This is a genomic window from Bacillus sp. FSL K6-0073 (assembly GCF_038006085.1).
GTDB lineage: Bacteria > Bacillota > Bacilli > Bacillales > Bacillaceae_G > Bacillus_A > Bacillus_A cereus.
This window is the reverse complement of sequence record NZ_JBBOUN010000001.1, coordinates 699,578-723,362: the sequence shown is the minus strand read 5'-3', so window position 1 is coordinate 723,362 and position 23,785 is coordinate 699,578. Positions and strand designations below refer to the sequence as shown.

Below are 23,785 nucleotides of genomic sequence, written 5' to 3'. Positions count from 1 at the left end.
TCATTCTCCTTTACTTATAAATTTCATAATGGCTGATACAAAGACTTCCACTCCAATCGGTAATGCATCTTCGTCAATCGTAAAACGAGGGTGATGGTGAGGATATATAATACCTTTCTCTTTATTTCCCGCTCCGATAAAAAAGAATGTCCCCGGTGCCTTTTGTAAAAACGCTGAAAAATCTTCTCCAGCCATCGTCGGCTGTAAACGAACAACTCTATCCCTTCCATAAAGTTGTAATGCCGTTTGTTCAATAAGCTCTGTAGCTTCATAGTCATTTACAACTGGTCGATACCCATATTCATATGAAAATGTATATTTCGCTCCGTAAGATTCCGTAATATGCTTCACAATCCGCTCAATCTTCTTCTCTGTTTCACCTCGTAATTCATGTCTTAAACTTCTCACTGTCCCTTCAATCTCGGCTTGCTCTGGTATTACATTATGAGTTGTCCCCGCATGAAATTGCGTAACAGATATTACGAGAGAATCTAATGGATTCGTGAGGCGAGATACAATTTGCTGAAGTTGCGAAACGACTTGTGTTCCAATTGCAATACTATCCACCGTTTCATGAGGGATTCCAGCATGTCCACCTTTTCCCTCTATCTTAATTTTAAAAACATCCGGTGCAGCCATTGCAGGACCATAAATAACACCTATTTTCCCAACCTCTAACGACGCCCAAAGGTGAGCACCAATAATATAATCCACACCTTCCATTACACCTGCAGCAACCATCTCCTCTGCACCACCAGGAAAATTCTCTTCAGCATGTTGGAATAGAAAACGAATCTCCCCTTTAATCTTCTCTCTTTCTTCTACTAACTTATATACAACCCCAAGTAATATCGCTATATGTCCATCATGACCACATGCATGCATTACACCTTTATATGTAGAAATAAAATCAAACTCATTTTCTTCATGAATAGGAAGAGCATCCATATCGGCGCGAATCGCAACTGTTTTGCCCGGATGTTTACCTACTAACTTTGCCATCACACTATATTTAGTCGGCCGTGACACTTCTAAACATGGAAATTTCCGAAGTATATCGAACACAAACTGCGATGTTTTTTCTTCTTGAAAAGATAACTCTGGATACTTATGAAAATGCCTTCTCCACTCAACTAACTGATTTTTTGACAAAACAAGTTCCTTTGCAACATCCATTTCTCTTCTCCCCTTCTTCACCAAGTTAAATGTTATTATAACGTGAATTGTTAACTTTTAAAAGAATCTTCTGAATTTTCAGTGATGATAAACTAAAAAGAAAAAGCCATCCAAAAGATGACTTTTTCATTATTATAAAATAGTAATTGCTTGTTTTCCCATTTGCTCCCAAGCTTTCTCAAATTCTGCTCGCGGAACAGCCAAACGTGGATTATTTTTAAGAGGATCATTTACATATACAAAGTTTTGATCATATCCAATTACTACTGCACTATGCTCATAATATGTAATTTTCACTTCGCCTGAACTCGTATTCCATGTTTCAAAACTACTTTCAGCTAGCGGCTTAAACGTCGTATTAATAATGACCCATACCGGAGAGCCTGAACTAATTACTTTATATATATCTTGCATGTCTCTACCTGTTAAATTAATTACTTTTTCAGGAACATATTTTTCTGCTAAATCAAAGATTGGTTTATTGTACACACCATATCCAGGCTCTGCCTTTGTATAAATATTTCCCACAAATCCCTCGTAAGGATTTCCACGCAAACCATTTTGTTCAAATGGAACACGATGAATTTCGCTAGCAAGTTGCATCTTATCTACTTGTACACCTTTATATTGCAGCAACATAGCTAAACTTGTCACTTCACATCCTCGAGGTAATTCTGGTAATTGTTTAATAAACGGAACATCTTCAATCATAGCTGCTTCTTTCATTTCAGATAGAAATTCTAGGCGTAGAACTTGCGCCTTTTGCATGATTTTATCTTTCCCTATAAAAAACGCAGCAGCAATTATAATCCCAAAAACAAAAAGATATTTTAACTTTTTCATTATAAACAAAACTCCATTAATTATTATTTTACAGATACAACTCTTATCATTGTACCCTTCTTCTTACTAGTTTGCTAGAAAGATCATGTGAATTATCGCTCATAGAATGAATTATAAAAATTCTAATTATTTTTAATAAAAAGAAAAATAAATATACATTTCCAGAATATTTTGCTAAAATCAAAATTGTTAACATAGTGAAGATATCACCATGTTAACAAACATTCTTAGAGTATTTAGTCATAGTTCGTTTTTTTACATACTCCATTCATTTCATAGCAAATAAACCGAGTGTGTGTTGCATCCCCCACTAATGATTAAAAACTCAGAATAAAACGAAGTTCACACATTCAAGAAAATACGGGGTGAGGGCATATGAATCAACAAATTGAACAAACAGATTTAAAACGAACAATGAAAAGTAGACACCTATTTATGATTGCACTCGGCGGTGTTATCGGAACCGGGCTATTTATGGGATCTGGTCAAATTGTCCATAATGCCGGACCTGGTGGTGCTATTCTTGCATTTTTAGTCGGTGGATTTGTTATGTATTTAACGATGTTATGTCTTGGTGAATTATCCGTTGCTATGCCAGAAGCAGGTTCATTCCAAAGTTATGCAAGCAAATTCATTTCACCTGGTTTTGGATTTGTTGTTGGTTGGATGTATTGGTTAAATTGGGCTGTTACAGTTGGCGTGGAGTTAACAACTGTAAGTATTTTAATGAAACGCTGGTTTCCAGACGTTTCTTCCTGGATTTGGTGCGTTACATTTGCAGCAGCACTCTTCCTTGTAAACGCTTTATCAGCAAAAGCATATGCAGAAGCAGAGTTTTGGTTCGCAAGTGTAAAAGTCGCGACAATTGTTATTTTCATCGTGCTTGGTGGTGCTGTTATGTTCGGTCTACTAGACTTCAATGGAAAGCCAGCTCCAATGCTTCATAATTTCACTGAAAATGGTGGGCTATTTCCAAACGGTGCATTAGCTGTTCTTCTTACGATGATTACAGTAAATTACTCCTTCCAAGGAACAGAATTAATTGGAATCGCTTCAGGAGAAAGTGAAAATCCTGAAAAAACAATTCCAAAAGCAATAAAAAATACAATTTGGCGAACTCTCTTCTTCTTCGTCTTAGCGATATCAGTTGTTGTAGGTTTACTCCCATGGCAAGAGGCTAATCTAGTCGAAAGTCCCTTTGTACTTGTATTTGATGTAGCCGGTGTCCCATATGCAGCAGACATTATGAACTTTGTTATTATTACAGCTGTATTATCCGTTGCTAACTCTGGTCTATACGCAAATTCTCGTATGCTGTGGGCGATGGCAAAACAAGGAATGGCAAGTCCAGCATTTACGAAATTAACTAAAAAAGGTGTACCGCTAAATGCATTAATTTTCAGCCTAATTTTCGCTAGCCTGTCCTTACTAACAAGTGTATTTGCGGCAGATACTGTCTTTCTAATTTTAACATCTATTGCAGCAATGGCTGCCGTTGTAGTTTGGATGTCAATCGCCGCTTCACAGTTTTTCTTCCGTAGAAATTTCGTGAAAAATGGTGGCGACATAAATGATTTAAAATATCGTACACCGCTCTATCCACTCGTTCCAATCGTAGCGTTCTCGCTCAATTTCATTACATTTGTTAGTTTGGCTTTCATTCCAGATCAAAGAATTGCTCTTTATTGCGGCATTCCATTTATGATTATTTGTTACATTTTATACCAAGTTAAATATAAAAAAATTGTCACACTTGAACAGCCACGAACTGTCACACAAGAAATAAACTAAATATACAAAATATTCAGCTATCTTTCTTATCATAAGATAGCTTTTTTCTATTTCTTGGATATCCTGGTATAACTTTATTTATCTTAAAATTTTCACAATCACGTTTTTCTCTGGAAAATAGTTTACAATGTAATCAAGTTACAAATGATATTCACCTTAAAAAGTGTGCATTTGTGTCTATTTTTTAACAATATATCAAAAACTATTGCCTTCTATAAATTAATAGGTTTATATTGTTTTATTGGCATAGTTTCAATCCAAGGAGAAAGGAGATTTTCAATCGTGCAACTAAAGAAAGCGTTTTGGAAGTTGGCTTCACTTCTTCCGTTATCATTACTTCTGTTCCTCGGTGGCTGTGATAAAAAACTCGCAGTATTAAATCCGCAAGGACCTGTTGCAAAAGCACAGTATGATTTAATTGTTTGGTCATTCTTGCTTATGTCATTAATTATCGCAATTGTATTCATTCTGTTTACAGTCATCTTGATTCGTTATCGTGAAAAACCAGAGAATATGGACTATGAGCCACCTGAACAACACGGTAACACATTACTAGAAATTATTTGGACGCTTGTTCCTGTTATTATCGTTATCGCATTATCGATTCCAACAGTAAAAGCAACTTATGCTTCGGAAGAGGTTCCGAAAGAGTCCGAACATATTAAACCAGTTGAAATTTATGTTACATCTGCAAACTGGAAATGGTTATTCAGTTACCCAGAGGAAAAAATTGAAACCGTTAACTATTTAAACATCCCAGCTGGTGTACCAATTCAATTCAAACTGACTTCTGTCGGCCCAATGAATGCTTTCTGGGTACCAGAACTTGGTGGTATGAAGTACACAATGGATGGCATGATTATGGATCTTTATTTACAAGCTGATAAGCCAGGTTCTTACCTAGGCCGTAGTGCGAACTTCTCTGGTGAAGGATTCACACACATGGAGTTCGAAGTTGAAGCAAAAACTAAAGAGAAATATGACAAGTGGGTTAAAGAAGTACAAGAAACTGCTCCTAAACTAACAGAAGCTAAGTACAACGAAATTGTTAAACCTGGTGTAGTTGGTCGTATGACATTCTCTAGTCACCACTTAAGTTATGTAGATCCAAAATCACTTGAATATTGTGATTACAACTACTACAAAAACAAAAAATAATAGCTATTATTCCAACAGATTGGAGTGAACACAGTGAAGCTTGATGAATTCTTTGTCACAGGTGACCCGATTATTTACGGTGCAGACGCTTCTATCGTTCTTGTGACATTAGCAATCATTTTCGTACTAACAAAGTATAAAAAATGGAAATGGCTTTGGGACGAATGGTTAACAACTGTTGACCATAAAAAAATCGGAGCTATGTATATTATTTCTGCGGTTATCATGTTATTCCGTGGTGGTATGGATGGTTTAATGATCCGTGCACAATTAACATTCCCAGAAACAACTTATTTAAACGCTGAACACTATAACGGGATCTTTACAACACATGGTACAGTAATGATTCTTTTCATGGCAATGCCATTCGTTATGGGATTAATGAACCTTGTAGTACCATTACAAATTGGTGCTCGTGACGTTGCATATCCGTTCTTAAATGCTTTAAGTTTCTGGTTATTCTTTGTCGGAGCAATGTTATTCAACATCGCTTTCGTAATCGGTGGTTCTCCAGACGCTGGGTGGACTTCTTACTTCCCAATGGCAGGTACAGAGTTTACTTCAGGCGTAGGAAATAACTACTACGCAATTGCATTACAGATTTCAGGTCTCGGTACGCTAATGACCGGTATTAACTTCCTTGTTACTATCTTAAAAATGCGTACACCTGGTATGACTTTAATGAGAATGCCAATGTTTACTTGGTCAATCTTAATTACAACAATTATCATTATTTTCGCTTTCCCAGTATTAACAGTTGCTCTTGCATTAATGACATTTGACCGTCTATTCGATGCTCACTTCTTTACGATGGCGAGCGGCGGTATGCCGATGTTATGGGCCAACCTGTTCTGGGTATGGGGTCACCCTGAAGTATATATCGTTATTTTACCGGCATTCGGTATTTTCTCTGAAATCATTAGTACATTCTCACGTAAGCGTCTATTCGGTTACAGTGCGATGGTATACTCAATGGTTGCAATTTCTTTACTAAGTTTCGTCGTATGGCTTCACCACTTCTTCACGATGGGTGCAGGTCCAGCGGTTAACTCATTCTTCTCGATTTCGACAATGGCGATTTCGATTCCAACCGGGGTTAAGATCTTTAACTGGTTGTTTACACTGTATAAAGGACGTATTCGTTTTACAGTTCCAATGCTTTGGTCATTGGCATTTATTCCAAACTTCGTAGTCGGTGGGGTTACAGGGGTTATGCTTGGAATGGCAGCAGCTGATTATCAATACCATAACAGCTACTTCCTAATCGCTCACTTCCACTACGTATTAATCGCAGGTACAGTATTCGCTATGCTTGCTGGATTCACATTCTGGTATCCAAAAATGACTGGTCATATGTTAAATGAACGCCTAGGTAAATGGACATTCTGGATCTTTATGAGCGGATTCAACATCTGTTTCTTCCCAATGTACTTCTTAGGTTTAGACGGTATGACTCGTCGTATGTACACTTACTCTGAAAGTCTTGGATGGGGATGGCTAAACCAAATCGCATCTGTTGGTGCGGTAATGATGGGTATCGGCTTCCTACTTCTTTGCTACAACGTAATTTGGAGTGCACGTCACGGTGAACGTGACACAACTGGAGATCCATGGGATGGTCGTACACTTGAATGGGCAACTCACTCTCCTGTACAACATTACAACTTCGCGAAGCTTCCTGAAATTAAAGAAGCTGATGCTTTCTGGTACATGAAAAAACGCGGAGAAACAGTTACACCAGCAGCAGAAGATATCAAACCAATTCACATGCCAAGTAACTCTGGTGTGCCTATTATTGCGTCTGGATTCTTCGGTCTTGCAGGTTTCGCATTAGTATTTAGCTGGTTCTGGCTTGCAGCAATCGGTGGAGTTGGTATTTTAGCTTGCTTAATCTATCGTTCATTCGATTATGATGAAGGTTACTATATCAGTGTTGATGAAATTAAAAAAACAGAACATATAGCATGAGAGGTGAAATGACATGGCGGCTTTAGATAAAAGCTTACCTTTGGAATATCAATCCGAACAAAGCAGATTGAATATCCTAGGATTCTGGATTTTTCTTGGGGCTGAAATTATGCTGTTCGCAACACTTTTCGCCTCTTATCTAGTCCTTGCTGGTCGTACGGCAGATGGCCCAACACCAGCGCAACTGTTTGAACTTAAAACGCTTTTAATTCAAACATTACTACTTTTAACAAGTAGTTTCACATGTGGTATCGTAATTCACGAAATGCGTAAGCACAACCAAAAAGCGATGCTTGGATGGTTCGTCCTTACATTACTTTTAGGTGCAGGTTTCCTATTCTTCGAGATTGAAGAATTCATTATGTATATTGGTGAAGGTGCAACAATTCAAACAAGTGCCTTCTTATCTGGATTCTTCGTTCTTCTTGGAACGCATGGAGCCCACGTAACAGGCGGTATCATTTGGGCAATTTGTGTTATTATCCAAATTTTAAAACGAGGTTTAACACCAGTTACAGCTCGTAAAGTATTCATTATCAGCTTATACTGGCATTTCCTCGATCTTGTTTGGGTCTTTATTTACACACTAGTTTACTTGAACGGGATGGTGGCGTAAATGGGTCAAAATAACAACCAAGCAAACGGACATGCGCATAGCGGATTCCCTTGGTCACACGTTTTCGGATTTATTTTATCGCTTGCATTAACGTTCCTAGCGTTATACGTGGCACTTTACACAACATTGCCACTTTCAACAGTCCTAACAACTATTATCATAATGGCTGTTGCGCAAGCGTTGTTACAATTAATTATGTTCATGCATTTAAAAGAAGGAGAAGGAAGAGTTCAAATTCTTACAATGATATACAGTTTCTTCGTTGCAACTGCAACAGTTGGTTTAACTGTATGGATCTTCTTCTCAATGTAATGTACATGAAAAAGACTGCTGAGATTCCTCAGCAGTCTTTTTTTATCCCCCCTATTACATCCACATTACGGAATTAACAGCATAATCATGAAAAATATACTTATTATGACAAATGTTAAGAAAAGTCTTTCTTTATGAAATCGAATCCATATGCGTTGCTTTTCTACCTATTATATGGCTAAATAGGTACTATATTTATTTGAAGGGAGAGAACGCAATGGAACATCATACTTCTGTTCTATCACTTATGGTTGTCGTTGCAATCGCGTTTTTCGTTCCCCTTTTGTTACAACGCTTTAAATTAAAAGCACTTCCTGTGGTCGTTGCAGAAATTATTGCAGGAATCTTTGTAGGTAAAAGTGGGTTTAATATTATTGAGCCAGATATATGGCTTCAAGTTTTATCAACATTAGGATTTATCTTCCTTATGTTCTTAAGCGGTTTAGAAATTGATTTTTCTATCTTTAAACAAAAAGGGAAAAAGAATACGACAAACGAGCCAAATACATTTCAAGCAGCAAGCATTATCTTCTTATTTATTTTCATCTTGTCTTATGCCCTATCATTACTATTCGTATGGCTAGGATTCGTAGATAATGCAATGTTCATGACTTTAATTATTTCAACTATTTCTTTAGGTGTTGTTGTACCAACATTAAAAGAGAACAACCTAGGAAAAACTGCAATCGGACAAATCATTTTATTAGTTGCTGTTATTGCAGACTTAGTTACAATGATTTTACTCGCTGTTTTTGTCGGATTAAATTCCGAAAGCGGTCAGAGTATGTGGCTCTTACTTATTCTATTCGGTGCCGGTATTGTCATTTACTTTATTGCAAAACGCTTTAAAAACATTCCATACTTAGATAGTTTAAAAGCTGGTAGTGTACAAATTGATACACGAGCTGTTTTTGCACTCATTTTAATCTTAGTTGGGTTATCGGAATCTGTTGGAGCAGAAAATATTTTAGGCGCCTTCTTAGCAGGTGTACTTGTATCGTTATTATCACCAAATGAAGATATGGTGGAAAAACTTGATTCTATCGGCTATGGTTTCTTCATCCCTATTTTCTTCGTAATGGTTGGTGTAAATCTAGAGGTGTGGTCTATTTTCAAAGAACCTTCTAGCATGCTCATGATTCCAATCTTAATTGTAGGACTCTTTATTTCGAAACTCTTACCATCACTCGTCTTAAGAAAATGGTATCCACGTAATATCGTACTTGGAAGTGCAATCTTATTAACATCGACACTTTCTCTAGTTATTGCGGCTGCACAAATTGGTGAAAAACTGGAGATCATCAGTCCAAGTTTATCTGCCTCTCTTATTTTAAGCGCAGTTATTACTTGTATTTTTGCACCTATATTGTTTAAAAAAATGTTCCCAAAAGTAGAAACACCAAAACCAAAAGTAGCTATTATTGGCGCGAGCAGAATTACCCTTCCGTTATCACTAGATTTAAAACGAGAAGATTATGACGTAACGCTATATATGATGCGTCAAAACAAAATAAATGATGAAGAAGCGAAATCACATGACTTCCCTATCGTGAAATTAGATGACATCACAATCGCATCATTAACTGAACAAACAGCATTTGATGCAGATCGCGTCGTTGTTGCAACAAGCGATGATGAACAAAACTTATTATTGGCAGAACATGCAAAAGAGCTAGGTGTTGAACATGTTATTGCAAGTGTAGAAGATCCACTTCTACAAGAAAAAGCAACGCAAGAACATATCGCTGTATTCTCAACAATTAACTCTACACGTATTTTATTACGTGCACTTATTGATAAACCTAGTCTCGTTCGCTTAATTACAACAGCAAACGAAACAGTACGTGAAGTTGAACTGCGCAGCAATAAATATAACGGCGTTGCGCTTCGCCGCCTCCCGTTTTTAGGTGATGTACTTGTCATTCAAATCTACCGCGGTAACAAAGCATTAATACCACATGGTGATACAAGACTACAACACGGTGACACATTACTTGTAACAGGTTCAAAAGAACATATCGATACACTAAAAAACATATTAGAGTAAAAAAATGCCCCTCACATAATTGAGGGGCATTTTTTTAACTTCATATGGTAAAATGTTACTATCACATATTATGAGGATGGATCACATTATGTCTATTGTAACTTTAGCTCTTTTATTATTAGCAGAAATACTCGTTGCCATTATTCTCATCGGTGTTAGTATTGAGATTTGTAGTTACGGATGGAAAAAATCGAATGGAATAAAATATTCTTGCCTCCTACTTTCACTCCTTCTCGGAACTGCTAGCATACTCGGACTTCTCGCCGCACCTGCTTATTTCTTTATACAATTAACAGAAAAAGCCTTATAAGAAAGGATGTTAATATGATTATCGTGAAAAATATTGAGGGATCCGAAACTTACGTATTACGTCAAAAAATTTTACGCCCCAATCAAACATTAGCAGATTGTAAATATCCTTCCGATTATGAAACAGACACCTTCCACTTAGGCGCATTTATAAACGATGAACTAATTAGTATCGCTTCCTTCTCAAAAGAAATATATCCTGACCTACCAGCCGGTATTCATTATCGTCTACGAGGAATGGCCACATTACCTGAGTTTCGAAACAACCACGCTGGAAGCTCCTTAATTCAGAATGCAAAACAAATCTTACAAGAGCGTCAAGCAAATATGTTATGGTGTAATGGCCGAATTACTGTAGCTGACTATTACAAGCGCTTAGGCTTTCAGGAACATGGTGAAATTTTTGAAATTGAGCCAATTGGCCTTCATAAAGTTTTGTATAAAAAGATATAAGAAAAGCTTTCCTCAATACGGGAAAGCCTTTCTTATATTTCAATCTTCTCTTTTTATTTTTTTCATATATATGTATATAAACAAACAAGGAACTAAAAAACAAGCAAACATAATAAGTCCTGTCATACTAATTTCCTTTATCGAAATATCTGGTGTTACAACGATATAAATAGCTAAAATCCCAATAATAATACCCACCGGAATAAATAATAGCTTCATAAAATAACGACGCGACACTCCGCCCGTATGCTCATACACTTCCACTGAATTTTTCAGATTTAAAAAGTTAATAATTATTATCCCGCCCATAAATACCATTAATAAATCCGAAACACTTTCATATCCTGCCCCTTGCAAGACATAGCGGTAAAAGACGATAGCTAGTATGACGATGTTTTGTAAGATGAAAGCTAATCTAATATGTTTTAACCCTTCAATCATTAAACGTTCATCTTTCACGATTTTCATCCTACCACTCCTTTTCCTCCCAAAATAAATCATTCAACGTTTTATCTACTGCATAACAAATTTTTAAACATAAATCTAAAGATGGATTGTATTTCCCCTTCTCAATTAAACTAATCGTTTGCCTTGTAACGCCTACTTTTTCTGCTAATTGTTGCTGTGTTAAATCTAACTGAACACGTGCGACTTTTATTTTACTTACAGCCATTCATGTTCCTCCTCTATCTATATTGTAACATATATATATTCCATTAAGTAATTTATATTTTACGAAACCAATTAAGTTTTCATCTTATCCCGATTGGTGCGGGCTAATACACAGTGAGGATATCCCCTACTGCCCATAGTTTCACTTTATTATACACAAAAAGGGAGCCTCCCATAAGAAGGCCCTCTCCTATATTTATATTATAAGAATAAATGACATCCAAATAAGAATGCAAATAAGTATAGTAATGGATGTACTTCCATCCCTTTACCCTTCACAATTTTCAAGACTGGATATACTAAAAATCCAATTGCGATTCCATTTGCAATACTAGATGTTAACGGAATACCTATAAAAATTAAAAATGCTGGTAACGCATCTTCAAATTCATTCCAATTAATATCTCGAATGCTTTGTGCCATTAAACTACCTACTATAATTAATGAAGGAGCTGTAATAGCGGCTACACTTGATAAAGAAGCAATAACAGGACTAAAAAATGCCGTTATAATTGTTAGACCAACAACTACAATCCCTGTTAATCCAGTTTTACCACCTGCAGCAATACCTGCTGATGATTCAATCGTCGCTGCTGTTGGGCTTGTTCCAAAGATAGAACCTGTAGTCCCGCCAATTGCATCTGCAATAAACGCTTTACCAAAACGCTTCTCTGTATTGTCTGTAATTAAACCTGCTTGTTTAATTAAACCGAGTAATGCACCTGTTGTATCGAATAAAAGTACAAGTAAAAATGAAAATACAACGCCGTATAATCCGTATTCAATTACATCTGAAAAGGCATTGATTGGGTTTGAAACGATGATACCCTCTGGTAAATGAGGCATCGCCATAATTTTATCAGCAAACTTCAATTGCCCTGTAAAGAAGGCAATAATTCCTGTCACAATCATACTAATAAATAATGCACCGCTCACACGCAATGTCATTAATACCGCCGCTAATATTAAACCAATTAAAGTTAAAATAACAGCTGGAGAATGAAAATCACCAATCGTAACTAAATTAGACGGATGATCCACGATAATTCCAGAAAGGCGCAATCCAATAAAAGCAATAAATAGTCCAATTCCACCTGCAATTGCATGCTTTAAACTATCAGGAATTGCTAAAATTAACTTTTGCCTAAACGAAGTAAAAGTTAATAAAAGAAAAATAATCCCCGTTACAAATACAGCTGAAAAGGCAACTACATATGTAATCCCTTCTGCCTTCTGTACAACAGAATAAGCAAAATATGCATTCATTCCCATAGCTGGAGCAATAACAATCGGGTAATTCGCGAAAATCGCCATACCTACTGTTCCAACAACGGTTGCAATAATTGTTGCTGTAAACGCTTGGTCAAATGGTACACCTGCATCAGATAATATTTTTGGATTGATGACAAGAATATACGCAAATGTAAAAAAAGTTGTGATGCCAGCTAAAAACTCTTGCTTCACAGAAGTGTTATATTTTTGTAATTGAAACATGCTTATGTACCCTTCCTACACCTGAATTATTATCACACATTCTTTTTCTTACTAGTATGTGAGAAAATATAATACTTAATCTTAACAATCAATAAAAAGAAGAGTCAATATATTCCCTAATAGTTCGAATTTTAAGTTTAAGTCTGACAAGTACAGATGTAGTACAGTTCATTATGATTATTTTTGTAGCATAACAGATAGAAATGTTTTATAATTTGAAATAGTTAAATATTTAGTAAATGCATTCAAATATCGTTCACTCTACAAGGGGGATTCTTCTTATGCAGCACACAAACAAATCTGGAACTTTAAATCGTGGTTTAAAAGAACGACATATTACTTTAATGTCACTGGGCTCAGCTATTGGCGTTGGGCTATTTTTAGGATCCGCTTCCGCCATTAAACTAGCAGGTTCTTCTATTTTGCTAGGCTATATGATTGCCGGTCTCGTTATTTTTTTCATTATGCGAGCGCTTGGGGAAATGGCAATTGAACAACCTGTTGCTGGTTCTTTTAGTAAATATGCATATGATTATATTGGACCACTCGCTGGTTATATTACTGGTTGGAATTACTGGTTCTTATGGGTTGTTACTTGTATGGCTGAAATTACAGCAGCTGGCATTTACATGCAGTACTGGTTCCCTGATATCCCGCGCTGGACTTGGGCATTACTTGCTCTATTATTAATGAGCGCTTTTAACTTCTTATCGGTAAAAGTATTTGGAGAACTTGAGTTTTGGTTTGCTCTCATTAAAATTGTCACAATTATCTGTATGATAGTAGTCGGAGCTGGTATTATTTTATTCGGATTCGGAAACGGTGGTATCGCTACTGGTATTTCAAATCTTTGGTCACATGGTGGCTGGTTCCCAAATGGATTTTCTGGGTTACTACTCTCCATGCAGATGGTACTATTCGCTTATTTAGGCGTTGAATTAATCGGTGTTACAGCTGGTGAGGCTCAAAATCCGAAGAAAACACTCGCAAAGGCAATTGATAACGTATTTTGGAGAATTCTACTCTTTTACGTTGGGGCATTATTCGTTATGATGGCAATTTATCCATGGAACGAACTTGGTGAGAAAGGCAGTCCATTTGTATTAACATTCCAGCAAATTGGTATCGCAAAAGCAGCAGGTATTATTAACTTTGTCGTATTAACAGCAGCTCTTTCTTCTTGTAACGGTGGTTTATTTAGTACAGGCCGTATGCTATATACATTAGCTCAGCAGAAAAAAGCTCCTGAAAGATTTGGTCGTTTAAATAAAAATGGCATTCCAAGCCAAGGAATTGTAGCAACTGCTATCGTTTTACTCATTGGTGTTATATTAAACTATCTCGTACCTGCAAAGGTATTTACATGGCTTACTAGCATTTCAACTTTCGGCGCAATTTGGACTTGGGGCATTATATTAGTTGCTCAAATTAAATTCCGTAAAAGCTTGCCTACTCAAAATAAACAAAGGTTATCGTATAAAATGCCTTTATACCCATTAAGCTCATATTTCTCACTCGTTTTCCTTATATTAGTATTAGGTATAATGGCGTATTCAGAAGATACACGAATTGCATTGATTGTTGGCCCAATTTGGCTTATCGGCTTAGCAATCGTATATTACATGAAAGGGTTTCATAAGATTGATGAAACACCTAACTCAAAAATTAGTTAAGCAAAACATCCCTTCCTTATTACTTGGAAGGGATGTTTTTATATCTATATAAATATTTCTCAACATAATTCACGGTATTTTTACAATCTTTTAATATTTTTTATGTTTTCCGTCTTTATTTTTACAGAAAAATAAATTACATTATTAAAGCACATATATTTATTATTAGGGGGATTCTTCTATGAAGAATAAAAAATGGATTACATTTTCTTTAGCAACAGCAATTACACTAAGTATAGGGACTTCGTTCATACCGTCTACTTATGCCGAAAGCTCTGTAGACCCAGCTCCTGAAATTGCTGCAAAAGTTGTAAATCAAAACAATGGGAAGAAAGTATTATTTGATAATACACACGGTCAAACTGCTGGGACAGCTGACTGGGTTATTGACGGCGGCTTTTCTGACTTCGGAAACGGCATTGCAAAAAACGGATATCACGTAAAGGAACTTCGTAAATCAACACCTATTACGTACGAAGATTTAAAAGATTACAATGTATTTATCGTTCCAGAAGCTAATATTCCTTACAAAAAATCTGAGCAGGACGCTATGTTACAATATGTAAAAAATGGTGGTAGTATCTTCTTTATTGCTGATCATTACAATGCAGATCGTAATAAAAATCGCTGGGACTGTTCTGAAGTATTTAATGGATATAGACGCGGTGCTTGGGATAATCCAGCAAAAGGAATGTCTAATGAAGAAACAAATTCACAAGCTATGCAAGGAGTAGAAAGCTCTGATTGGCTCTCTGACAACTTCGGTATTCGCTTCCGCTACAATGCACTTGGTGATGTTTCAGCGAAAACAATTGTATCGCCTGAACAATCTTTCGGAATTACAAAAGGTGTTTCGTCTGTAGCAATGCATGCTGGTTCTACTCTGGCAATTACAAATCCAAAACTAGCAAAAGGACTTGTTTACCTTCCAGAAAATCCATCAAAATGGAATAACGCTGTTGATAGCGGCGTTTATAATGGCGGTGGTATTGCAGAAGGCCCATATGCTGCAATTGCAAAAGTAGGACTTGGAAAAGCTGCCTTTATTGGTGACTCTTCTCCTGTTGAAGATGCTACGCCAAAGTACGTTCGTGAAGATTCTGGCCAAACAAAGAAAACTTACGATGGTTATAAAGAAGAAAACGATGCTATCTTATTAGAAAACATCGTAAATTGGTTATCAAATAAAGAGACATTTACAAGTTTAGATCAAGTAAATGGTTTACAACTTGATTCACCTACAGCTCTACAAACATTTGAACAGCCAAGCTTATCAACAGAACCACAACCTGAACCTTGGAGTGCACCAAATGCAGGTTATCAATGGTTTAATACAAATACTTTTAAACCAGGTTCATACGGTTATAACGGTGCGGTAACAACAAGCGACTACGTCGTTACACACCCTAGCATTCTACCAAACAATGAAATTTTCCAAATGAAGATTCAAGTAAACAACTTACTACCTAATACAACTTATAACAACTATTCTTTAGGTATCTTCACTACTGGTGGAACACAAGTGGCTAAAGTACAAAATGCAAACGGCACTTGGCCATCTACTTTTGGATATAGTAGTGCATTTTCTTTCACAACAAACAGCTTAGGCTCTGCTGAGAAAGTTGTAAATGTACAGATTGATTCAAATACAATTGGACAAGCAACGCTTCGTCTACGCCAAAATACAACAACGAAATATAATGAAACTGTAACAATTAATAAGAAATAATAAAAAAGGCAATCCATACATGGATTGCCTTCTTCTCACTTCTCTTCCTTCGAGAAAAACATTCTTGAAATAACGATACCTATACTACCGACGATTAGGAATAACACTGCCCTAATCATCATCGATACCTCTGGTAAGTCAAGTAAGAATAACTTCCCTACCGTTACGACTAAAACGACTAAACCAGCATATAATATTTCATTCATATTTCTATTTCTTCCAAACCAAACCGCAAATAATGCATATACCATCCATAATAACGATACTGATACACTAATTACGCTTCCATCTGTAGATAAAACTTCACCGATTCTCGTAATTGTAATAAATACAATTATCATAAACCAATAGAGCACTATAGAATACATATATTTGCCGAAGCTCGCTAATACTTCTTTCGCTTCTCTCATGCAATAATAGAACGTTCCTATTAAAATAAGATGAGCAACAAAGCCTGCCGAAATAAATTGATCAAACGGGCTAAAAATAGTCTGTATCATTCCAATTGCGTAAACCGTCGCACTAACATACAATTTTATCTGTTGTTTTACTTTAATAGAAGTGACCATGCCGAGGAAACCTTGTAACAATAGTACAATCGCTGCATTCACTAAACTATACTCATATAAAATTGCTAAACTAAATGCTCCCATTGCGAAACCAAATAAGAGATTTGTAAATGTAGAATGTCTATTTTTCCTATATTCAAATACGAACATAACGGCATGCACGAGTGCACTAATAATTAATCCCCATGTTGTAAAATCAGGTATTTTTGAAATAGCTAGTATAAAGAACACTGCATTCGCACTAAATATTGCCAAACGTGGTTCTAGTATAAAACTTCTCTCCGTAAACATATGCCAAAATAATAGTAAATGAATCAAACCATATACAATCGTTAACTGTATTTGCAAGTTCTCTACTAACATTGACATAACAGCAAAGAAAACGAAAAGGACAATGGCAGCAACAGCGTAAGAAATCATATATAAGTATTTATAACGATTTTTCAACGCATACCATAATAAACTAAGTGTTAATACTGTCTCATATCCAAAGAAAATATAAGGATTAGGAGTCGTACTATTTAACAAGAATGGTACGAAGAACGCTCCGACCGCTACGAAAATAGTGAGATATTCCGATTGATATCTTTTCGCTAAATAAATACCTAAAATAACCCATGCAATATTACAGAGAAACGCGACACTTGCCGGAATAAATCCATATAAATAATGTGCTGCAAACGTTGTTAGAACAATCCCGGTAATACTTCCTCCAGCTAATACTAACCCTAACGCCTGCCGCTCTCTTTTAATTTGAATATCTCCTATATAATACAATCCGATAGATAATACGATACCAAACACAATTCGTATCGCTGGTGTTAATAAGCCAGCATCTGCCCCTGCTTTAAATAACCAGATCACTCCAAGCAACATAATACCGACAAATACACGCGGTAACCATGTTTGACAAAACTTAATAATATTAAATGGCTCTGGTTTAAAAGCAGATATATCTACTTGTTTTACCTCACGTTCTTGCAAAGGCTCTTTTATCTTAACTATTTCTTCTTTTGGCTTTTCCTCCATTACCGTTTCAATATATTCTTTCTTGTTCTTACTAACATGTTGCTGAGCGTTTTCTACTTCTATTTCCCTTTGCTTCACTTTTAATTCAGCAAGTGCTTCTTGAATTGTTTCAATTGCCGTTTCGAGTGCTTCTATTTTCTTATCCAAATCCTTCTTCATACGCTCCCCCCTCATTTGTAACTCTCATTAAACCTATATATTACCAATTATCTTTATCATACTCTTAGTCTATTCATTTTCAATAGTATTTTTTCCAAAAAAGAAAGGCGTCTTCCAAAATCGGAAAACACCTTTTTACTCAGTTATTCTTATTTAAAACAATGCTAACGATGAAACCAAGACACATGCCTACAATAGCTGGAACAATCCACCCAACACCTTCTGTATAAAACGGAATGTATTTTAATGCTGACGTCCACTGATTCATCATTACATTTTTATTTAAAATGTCAATTGCACTAAATATCGCTACAACCAAAACAGTTACTGCATATACGTATGCATACTTTCCAATATACTTATGGAATAACCCTAGAATAATAAGAGTTAATGCAATTGGATAAATAAATCCAAGAATTGGAACTGATACTTTTAAAATTTGCGTTAATCCTAAATTAGCTAAGATCATACTAACAACGCTTACTATAAATGCCCACACTTTATAAGATACTTTCGGAAATGCACTCGCAAAAAATTGACTACAAGACGTAACAAGTCCAATTGAAACACATAAACATGCGATAGTAAAAATAAGACCTAATAAAACGACTCCGCCCTCCCCAAATAATGTAGTCATAACTTGCGCTAACACTTTCGCACCGTTATCGAATGTTCCTAATGAGCCACTAATTGCCCCCACATATCCAAGGATGACATAAATAATCGATAATAATAATCCTGCCACAATGCCAGCAATACTCATATATTTCGCTAAACTTTTATCATCTTCAATACCTTTTGCACGTAATGCATTTGCAATAACAATTCCAAAGATTAAAGCAGCTAACGCATCCATTGTTAAATATCCATCTAAAAACCCTTGAAACATAGGAGCTTGTCCATAGTTCCCTATTGGTTCTTTCATATCTCCTACCGGTGTAAACATACTCTTTATAAAAATAAGTGCAATCATACATAATAATAACGGCGTCAATACTTTTCCAAACAACCCCATTAATTTAGATGGAGATAAACTTAACCAGTAAACAATACTAAAGAAAATAACTGTGTAAAACAACAATAGTCCGCTTCCTGCTTCAGGGAATAACTGACCTGGCCCCATTTCAAAAGCTAAACTTCCCGCACGTGGTATACCAAGCCCAGGTCCAATAAATACATACACGATACATGGAAAAATAATTGCAAATGAAGAATGAACCCTACCCGCTAACGTTTGAAAACTTCCTGCTTTTGCAATAGAGATAACACCTAATATAGGAAGACCTGTTGCTGATATAATAAACCCTACTAATGAAATCCAAACATGTTCTCCTGCTTCATACCCAAGGAAAGGTGGAAATATAAGATTCCCTGCTCCAAAGAACATAGAGAATAACATAAGGCTAATAAGTAAAATTTCTTTTTTCTGTAACAATTTCATTTCTTTCTCCTTCTTTAATTTCATCTTTTATGAAATCAATTTCACATATAAAAAAAGTACAATAACCCGCTTCCTTACAAAGAAAACATAGTCCATAGTCTATCACAAAAGAAACACCCATTCTATAGCTATTCCTCTTTTCCAATTTCTTCTGAAAAATCAACCTTTATTGACTTATAATAGTTAATAAAGTAAAATATTAAATATACAAAATTATTAACTTTGTTTTTGTTTGTGTCAGGAGGAAAATAACATGGAATCAGCGATACAACTAGAAAGAGAACAACAAAGAAAAAAGAAACATCCTCCAGGTTTATACTTACTCTTCTTTACAGAAATGTGGGAAAGATTTAGTTACTATGGATTACGAGGATTATTAACATTATATTTAACGACAGCTTTAGTAAGCGGTGGTCTTGGGTTTAGTCCCGCATGGGCACTCTCTATTTACGGATTTTATACTGGAGCCTGTTATTTCACACCAATGATTGGTGGATACTTAACAGACCGGTTCCTAGGTAGACGAAAAGCGATCACAATTGGTGGTATAACAATGGCAATCGGTAACCTTACACTATTTGCCATGCAAAACCAAGTCGGCCTATACCTCGGATTAGCGCTTATTATTATAGGTAACGGATTCTTCAAACCGAACATCTCTACACTGGTTGGGGAATTATACGAAGAGAACGATCCAAAACGTGATAGTGCATTTACGATTTTCTATATGGGTATTAACGTCGGTTCATTTTTAGCTCCACTCGTTTGCGGATTTTTATCAGAAAATTTATTCAAAACAACAGTGGATGGCGTTGTTCACTTTGGATTCCGTTACGGTTTCTTAGCCGCTTCAATCGGAATGATCATTGGACAAATTTTATTTACAACATTATCAAATCGCTTCCTTGGTAATATCGGTAAAAAACCAACTCGTGATTTGCAAACAACAGATGGACAACCATCAGTAGGAGATACACCGTTAACAAAAAAAGAAAAACAACGTACCGCAGTTATCGTCATTTTAACATGCTTCGTTGTCTTCTTCTGGGCTGGCTTTGAACAAGCTGGTAGCTCATTAACATTATATACAAACAAATTTGTAGACCGCTCTGTGTTCGGATGGGAAGTTCCAACATCTTGGTTCCAATCGGTCAATCCATTATTTATTATTTTACTTGCTCCAGTCATTTCTGCATTATGGGCAAAACTTGCAACTCGCAAGCGCGGTGATTTAAAAATCCCAACTAAAATGGGACTTGGTATGATCTTGCTCGGTATCGGTTATATCATTCTCGTTATCGCTACATTAAAAACAGGTAGTGATGAACATAACATTACAGAAAAAGCAAACTTACTGTTTATCGTCTTTACGTATCTTTTCCATACGTTAGGTGAGCTATTCTTATCACCTGTCGGACTATCAATGGTTAGTGCGCTTGCTCCGGTAAAATTAGCATCTTTATTAATGGGTGTATGGCTAGCAAGTTCAGGTATCGCCAACATTTTAGGCGGACAACTTGCAAGCTTCACAACTTCACTTGGATACGCTGAAGTATTCACAGTTATTGGCGCTGTGGCAATTGTATTAGGCTGTGTTTTATTATTAATTTCTAAGAAATTAGTGAAATGGATGGATTAAAAAAGATGAGGAATTTCTCCTCATCTTTTTTATGCTGTTTTACCTTTTTCTATTGCTTGTTCGTACAGCTCTTTATGTTCTTTATATTCACTTGGTACGAAACTCTTATAGAAGAATGAGAACCAGCTGTCTCCTTTTTTATACCCTTCTTCTCGAATTTCCGCTGCTTTTTTATTCGATTTAAATCCTTCAGTAAACCACTTCTTTAACAATTCATTTCGTTCATACTTAGCAGGAACTTTTAAATCATAGTTTTCAAATGCATACTTATAGCCAGCCTTTTCTACTGCCTTTTTTGTAGACTTATAGCCTTTTTCATACGCTGTTTCATATGCCTTCACGTATACTTCTTTCTCTCTATTTTCAGGATTCTTTTCAGCTAGTTCTTTCCCTGTCTTTTCCCCTAATTCAGCTTGCTCTTTTTCAATTTTTTCTGTTCTTTCTTTATTCCCTACTTTGAACCCGTCTGCAAAGTTTACCTTAAACTCTGGAGCAACTTGACTATCGTCCATCGTCTCTTGTGCTAAACCTTGTTCTTTTCCTTTTTCAAAATGCGTTTTCTTCTGCTCTTCTAAAGACCATGCGGCTGCATAAGTCGCTTTAAACGCTTGTTTATATGCATCAGATTTTCCAGCTACATGCACTTCTGCATCATTTTTTCCTGCTTTAAAATCAGTTTCTCCATTCTTTTGACCTTCAAGTTGACCTTTTTCCATATCAGCTTGGCGCTGCGCTTCCTCTTGCTTACGTGCCTCTTCAGCTTTTCTTTGTTCCTCGGCTACACGTTGTCTCTCCTCTTCAGCTTTACGCTGTGCTTCTGCATTACGTTGTTTTTCAGCCTCAGTATTGCGCTGTGCTTCTGCTTGTCTCTCAGTTTCTACAGCACTATTATTATTCTGACTAGGAGCTGGGCTCGTTACGCCACTACTAGAAGCTGGTTTATTGTGATAATGATATTCCCCATACTGTAATCCCCACTTCTCACAATTTGTACGACACGTATGTCCGCCATTAGCATCTGTACGCCCTGGATGCGCATAAGCTGAAATTGGAGCTATCAATAACGCTATACTCGTTGTTAAAAGAAGTTTCTTCACCTGTTGTCTCACTCTTGTTCCTCCCAAAATATAGAATTCTAAATTTATTATACATAAATAGAAGAATAATTAAATACAAACCGAAATATTCTATTATTTCTCAACATTAGTAAAAAAGAAGGGGAACTCTTTAAAGAGTTCCCCTTCTTTTTTACTTCTTCGCCTTCGTTCCTACTAAATCACCAGCAACAACATAACGCTTAGAATTATCCTTTACAGATACACATGTAATAAGCGTTATCTCATCTTTCCCATGATCCTCTACAACTTCCCACTTATCAGGAGTCACTTCAGATACACCAGTAACCGCATACTCATATTCATTTTCATTGTCATACAAATAAATTTTATCGCCTTTTTTCAAAGAAGCTATATCACTAAATAAAACACCTTTTTTAGACATATTATGTCCTGCTAATGCGTAATTTCCTTTTCCCATAACTTGATTCTCTTTTACTGTCGCTGCACCTGATAATAAGTTTTTTTCAGTAGAAGCTTTTAAAACAGGCAGTTCTACTGAAACACTTGGAATCGAAATACGACCAATTACTTGTTTCTTATCTAATGATGCATTCGCTACTTCCGCCAAGTCTGGTTGATTAATTTTGGAAGCATCTACAAATTCCGTCTCATGCTTTTCATAATCCATCTTTTGAACAGCCTGCACATTTTCAGTCTGTTTCTTTTCAGCCTGATATCCATCATAAAATGGCTTTCCAATTAACACGCCACCTACAACAAATAGCAAAATTGCTACTATACTATAAATTCTTTGCTTATTCATACACAGTTCCTTTCCCTTACAAAATCTTACTCTATATAAAATGATAAAATAATATCGCTATATGTACAAGTATTAGCTGAAAAGAAACCTTCTTGCCGGTGCAAGAAGGTTTCTTTTTAAGCTAATTTATTTCTGTATAGTGATACGTGAAATACTGTCATTTGAATAAAGAAAATAGAAAATAGAATATATAATGGGTATCCAGGAAGATATTCATTAATAATAGGTGAAAAAGTTAAAAATCCAACTGCACAAGGTAAGACAAACCATAACGATACAAATGTTGTTCTACAAGCTTTATCCGTAATCGCTTTTTCACGTTCATCTTCTAGTGGAAATAATAATGGATACATCAAAAAAGATAAATTCTTATATTTTTTCTTTTGAATTCGATAAAAAATTGTAACTATAATTGCTCCGATAAATAATAAAATGAATGGTACTCCATTAAACCATACTTCAAACGGGAATTTCTCATTTTTAATCATATCTGCTAACTCTGTAATAACACTATAAAATTCAACAAATGTCCAACATGCTAGTGCAGTATAGAGTACATTTATAATATAAGAAAAAACAATTCTATTCATCCTCTTCTCCCTCCTTATTTAAAACAAACACATCTTCCATCTTTAACTGGAACACATCACAAATCGTAAGTGCTAATAACAACGAAGGAACGTAATCCCCTTTTTCAATTGCTGCAATTGTTTGTCTCGTTACTCCAACCTTTTCTGCTAATACGCTTTGCGTAAAGTTAAAACGAGCTCTTAATTCTTTTACTCTGTTTAAAATGGTCAAATTTACCACCTCTCACCATTATTGT

General features: G+C 35.9%; 22 protein-coding genes. 11 read left to right on the top strand and 11 right to left on the bottom strand.

What is annotated here, in order from left to right:
* Together MHB52_RS03640 and MHB52_RS03635 are read right to left on the bottom strand one after the other, a co-directional pair.
* Positions 1-1,176: an amidohydrolase gene (locus MHB52_RS03640; RefSeq protein WP_016117179.1), complete on the bottom strand. Its 1,176-nt coding sequence runs from the start codon at positions 1,174-1,176 to the stop codon at positions 1-3.
* A gap of 132 nt (positions 1,177-1,308) precedes the next feature.
* Positions 1,309-2,019, bottom strand: coding sequence for a C39 family peptidase (locus MHB52_RS03635; RefSeq protein WP_000734482.1), 711 nt, complete (start codon positions 2,017-2,019; stop codon positions 1,309-1,311).
* A 375-nt stretch (positions 2,020-2,394) separates the two neighbouring features.
* Between MHB52_RS03635 and MHB52_RS03630 the strand changes: the two genes are divergently transcribed.
* From MHB52_RS03630 to MHB52_RS03595, 8 genes are all read left to right on the top strand, one after another.
* A complete protein-coding gene (locus MHB52_RS03630; RefSeq protein WP_061664117.1) occupies positions 2,395-3,810 on the top strand; it encodes an amino acid permease in 1,416 nt (471 codons plus the stop codon).
* Between the two features lie 282 nt (positions 3,811-4,092).
* Complete coding sequence (locus MHB52_RS03625) at positions 4,093-4,968, top strand: cytochrome aa3 quinol oxidase subunit II (RefSeq protein ID WP_001176162.1); 876 nt, start codon at positions 4,093-4,095, stop codon at positions 4,966-4,968.
* A gap of 33 nt (positions 4,969-5,001) precedes the next feature.
* Positions 5,002-6,936 (top strand): cytochrome aa3 quinol oxidase subunit I, encoded by a 1,935-nt coding sequence (gene qoxB / locus MHB52_RS03620; protein ID WP_000762367.1) that lies wholly within the window; start codon positions 5,002-5,004, stop codon positions 6,934-6,936.
* A 13-nt stretch (positions 6,937-6,949) separates the two neighbouring features.
* Entirely contained in the window at positions 6,950-7,552 is a 603-nt protein-coding gene (gene qoxC / locus MHB52_RS03615) for a cytochrome aa3 quinol oxidase subunit III (protein WP_000729317.1), read from the top strand.
* Positions 7,553-7,864 carry a cytochrome aa3 quinol oxidase subunit IV gene (gene qoxD / locus MHB52_RS03610; protein WP_000531386.1) on the top strand — a complete coding sequence of 104 codons (312 nt, stop codon included), beginning with the start codon at positions 7,553-7,555 and terminating at the stop codon, positions 7,862-7,864. It begins immediately after the preceding gene.
* Between the two features lie 217 nt (positions 7,865-8,081).
* Positions 8,082-9,911 (top strand): monovalent cation:proton antiporter family protein, encoded by a 1,830-nt coding sequence (locus MHB52_RS03605; protein ID WP_000399960.1) that lies wholly within the window; start codon positions 8,082-8,084, stop codon positions 9,909-9,911.
* Positions 9,912-9,963: 52 nt separating this feature from the next.
* On the top strand, positions 9,964-10,221 hold the full coding sequence (locus MHB52_RS03600) for a DUF4022 family protein (RefSeq protein WP_044129536.1): 258 nt from the start codon (positions 9,964-9,966) through the stop codon (positions 10,219-10,221).
* Positions 10,222-10,235: 14 nt separating this feature from the next.
* A complete protein-coding gene (locus tag MHB52_RS03595) occupies positions 10,236-10,673 on the top strand; it encodes a GNAT family N-acetyltransferase (RefSeq protein ID WP_000587683.1) in 438 nt (145 codons plus the stop codon).
* Between the two features lie 39 nt (positions 10,674-10,712).
* On the opposite strand, the gene MHB52_RS03590 is transcribed toward MHB52_RS03595, so the two are convergent.
* The 3 genes from MHB52_RS03590 to MHB52_RS03580 all read right to left on the bottom strand — a co-directional run bounded on the left by MHB52_RS03590 (position 10,713) and on the right by MHB52_RS03580 (position 12,839).
* The gene (locus MHB52_RS03590) at positions 10,713-11,141 is read right to left on the bottom strand and encodes a hypothetical protein (protein WP_061664116.1); all 429 of its coding nucleotides are present in this window, start codon (positions 11,139-11,141) and stop codon (positions 10,713-10,715) included.
* A gap of 1 nt (position 11,142) precedes the next feature.
* Entirely contained in the window at positions 11,143-11,346 is a 204-nt protein-coding gene (locus MHB52_RS03585; RefSeq protein ID WP_000301183.1) for a helix-turn-helix transcriptional regulator, read from the bottom strand.
* Positions 11,347-11,546: 200 nt separating this feature from the next.
* Positions 11,547-12,839 (bottom strand): NCS2 family permease, encoded by a 1,293-nt coding sequence (locus MHB52_RS03580; RefSeq protein ID WP_061664115.1) that lies wholly within the window; start codon positions 12,837-12,839, stop codon positions 11,547-11,549.
* Positions 12,840-13,120: 281 nt separating this feature from the next.
* On the opposite strand from MHB52_RS03580, the gene MHB52_RS03575 reads away from it, so the two are divergent.
* Both MHB52_RS03575 and MHB52_RS03570 read left to right on the top strand, forming a co-directional pair.
* Positions 13,121-14,512, top strand: a complete 1,392-nt coding sequence (locus MHB52_RS03575; protein WP_061664114.1) for an amino acid permease — start codon at positions 13,121-13,123, stop codon at positions 14,510-14,512.
* A gap of 181 nt (positions 14,513-14,693) precedes the next feature.
* Entirely contained in the window at positions 14,694-16,241 is a 1,548-nt protein-coding gene (locus MHB52_RS03570; RefSeq protein WP_061664113.1) for a hypothetical protein, read from the top strand.
* Positions 16,242-16,276: 35 nt separating this feature from the next.
* Here the strand turns inward: MHB52_RS03570 and MHB52_RS03565 are convergent, their stop codons facing one another.
* Both MHB52_RS03565 and brnQ1 read right to left on the bottom strand, forming a co-directional pair.
* Complete coding sequence (locus tag MHB52_RS03565) at positions 16,277-17,998, bottom strand: DUF2339 domain-containing protein (protein ID WP_061664112.1); 1,722 nt, start codon at positions 17,996-17,998, stop codon at positions 16,277-16,279.
* Between the two features lie 139 nt (positions 17,999-18,137).
* A complete protein-coding gene (gene brnQ1 / locus MHB52_RS03560; protein ID WP_016117175.1) occupies positions 18,138-19,439 on the bottom strand; it encodes a branched-chain amino acid transport system II carrier protein BrnQ1 in 1,302 nt (433 codons plus the stop codon).
* 253 nt (positions 19,440-19,692) lie between these two features.
* On the opposite strand from brnQ1, the gene MHB52_RS03555 reads away from it, so the two are divergent.
* On the top strand, positions 19,693-21,078 hold the full coding sequence (locus MHB52_RS03555) for a peptide MFS transporter (protein ID WP_061664111.1): 1,386 nt from the start codon (positions 19,693-19,695) through the stop codon (positions 21,076-21,078).
* 29 nt (positions 21,079-21,107) lie between these two features.
* Here the strand turns inward: MHB52_RS03555 and MHB52_RS03550 are convergent, their stop codons facing one another.
* The 4 genes from MHB52_RS03550 to MHB52_RS03535 all read right to left on the bottom strand — a co-directional run bounded on the left by MHB52_RS03550 (position 21,108) and on the right by MHB52_RS03535 (position 23,760).
* Positions 21,108-22,187, bottom strand: a complete 1,080-nt coding sequence (locus MHB52_RS03550; RefSeq protein ID WP_061664110.1) for a YHYH domain-containing protein — start codon at positions 22,185-22,187, stop codon at positions 21,108-21,110.
* Positions 22,188-22,326: 139 nt separating this feature from the next.
* The gene (locus tag MHB52_RS03545; RefSeq protein WP_001041724.1) at positions 22,327-22,959 is read right to left on the bottom strand and encodes a class A sortase; all 633 of its coding nucleotides are present in this window, start codon (positions 22,957-22,959) and stop codon (positions 22,327-22,329) included.
* Positions 22,960-23,075: 116 nt separating this feature from the next.
* A complete protein-coding gene (locus MHB52_RS03540; protein WP_061664109.1) occupies positions 23,076-23,549 on the bottom strand; it encodes a hypothetical protein in 474 nt (157 codons plus the stop codon).
* Positions 23,542-23,760, bottom strand: coding sequence for a helix-turn-helix transcriptional regulator (locus MHB52_RS03535; protein WP_000154019.1), 219 nt, complete (start codon positions 23,758-23,760; stop codon positions 23,542-23,544). Before MHB52_RS03535 ends, MHB52_RS03540 begins: the two co-directional genes overlap by 8 nt.
* Between the last annotated feature and the right edge of the window lie 25 nt (positions 23,761-23,785).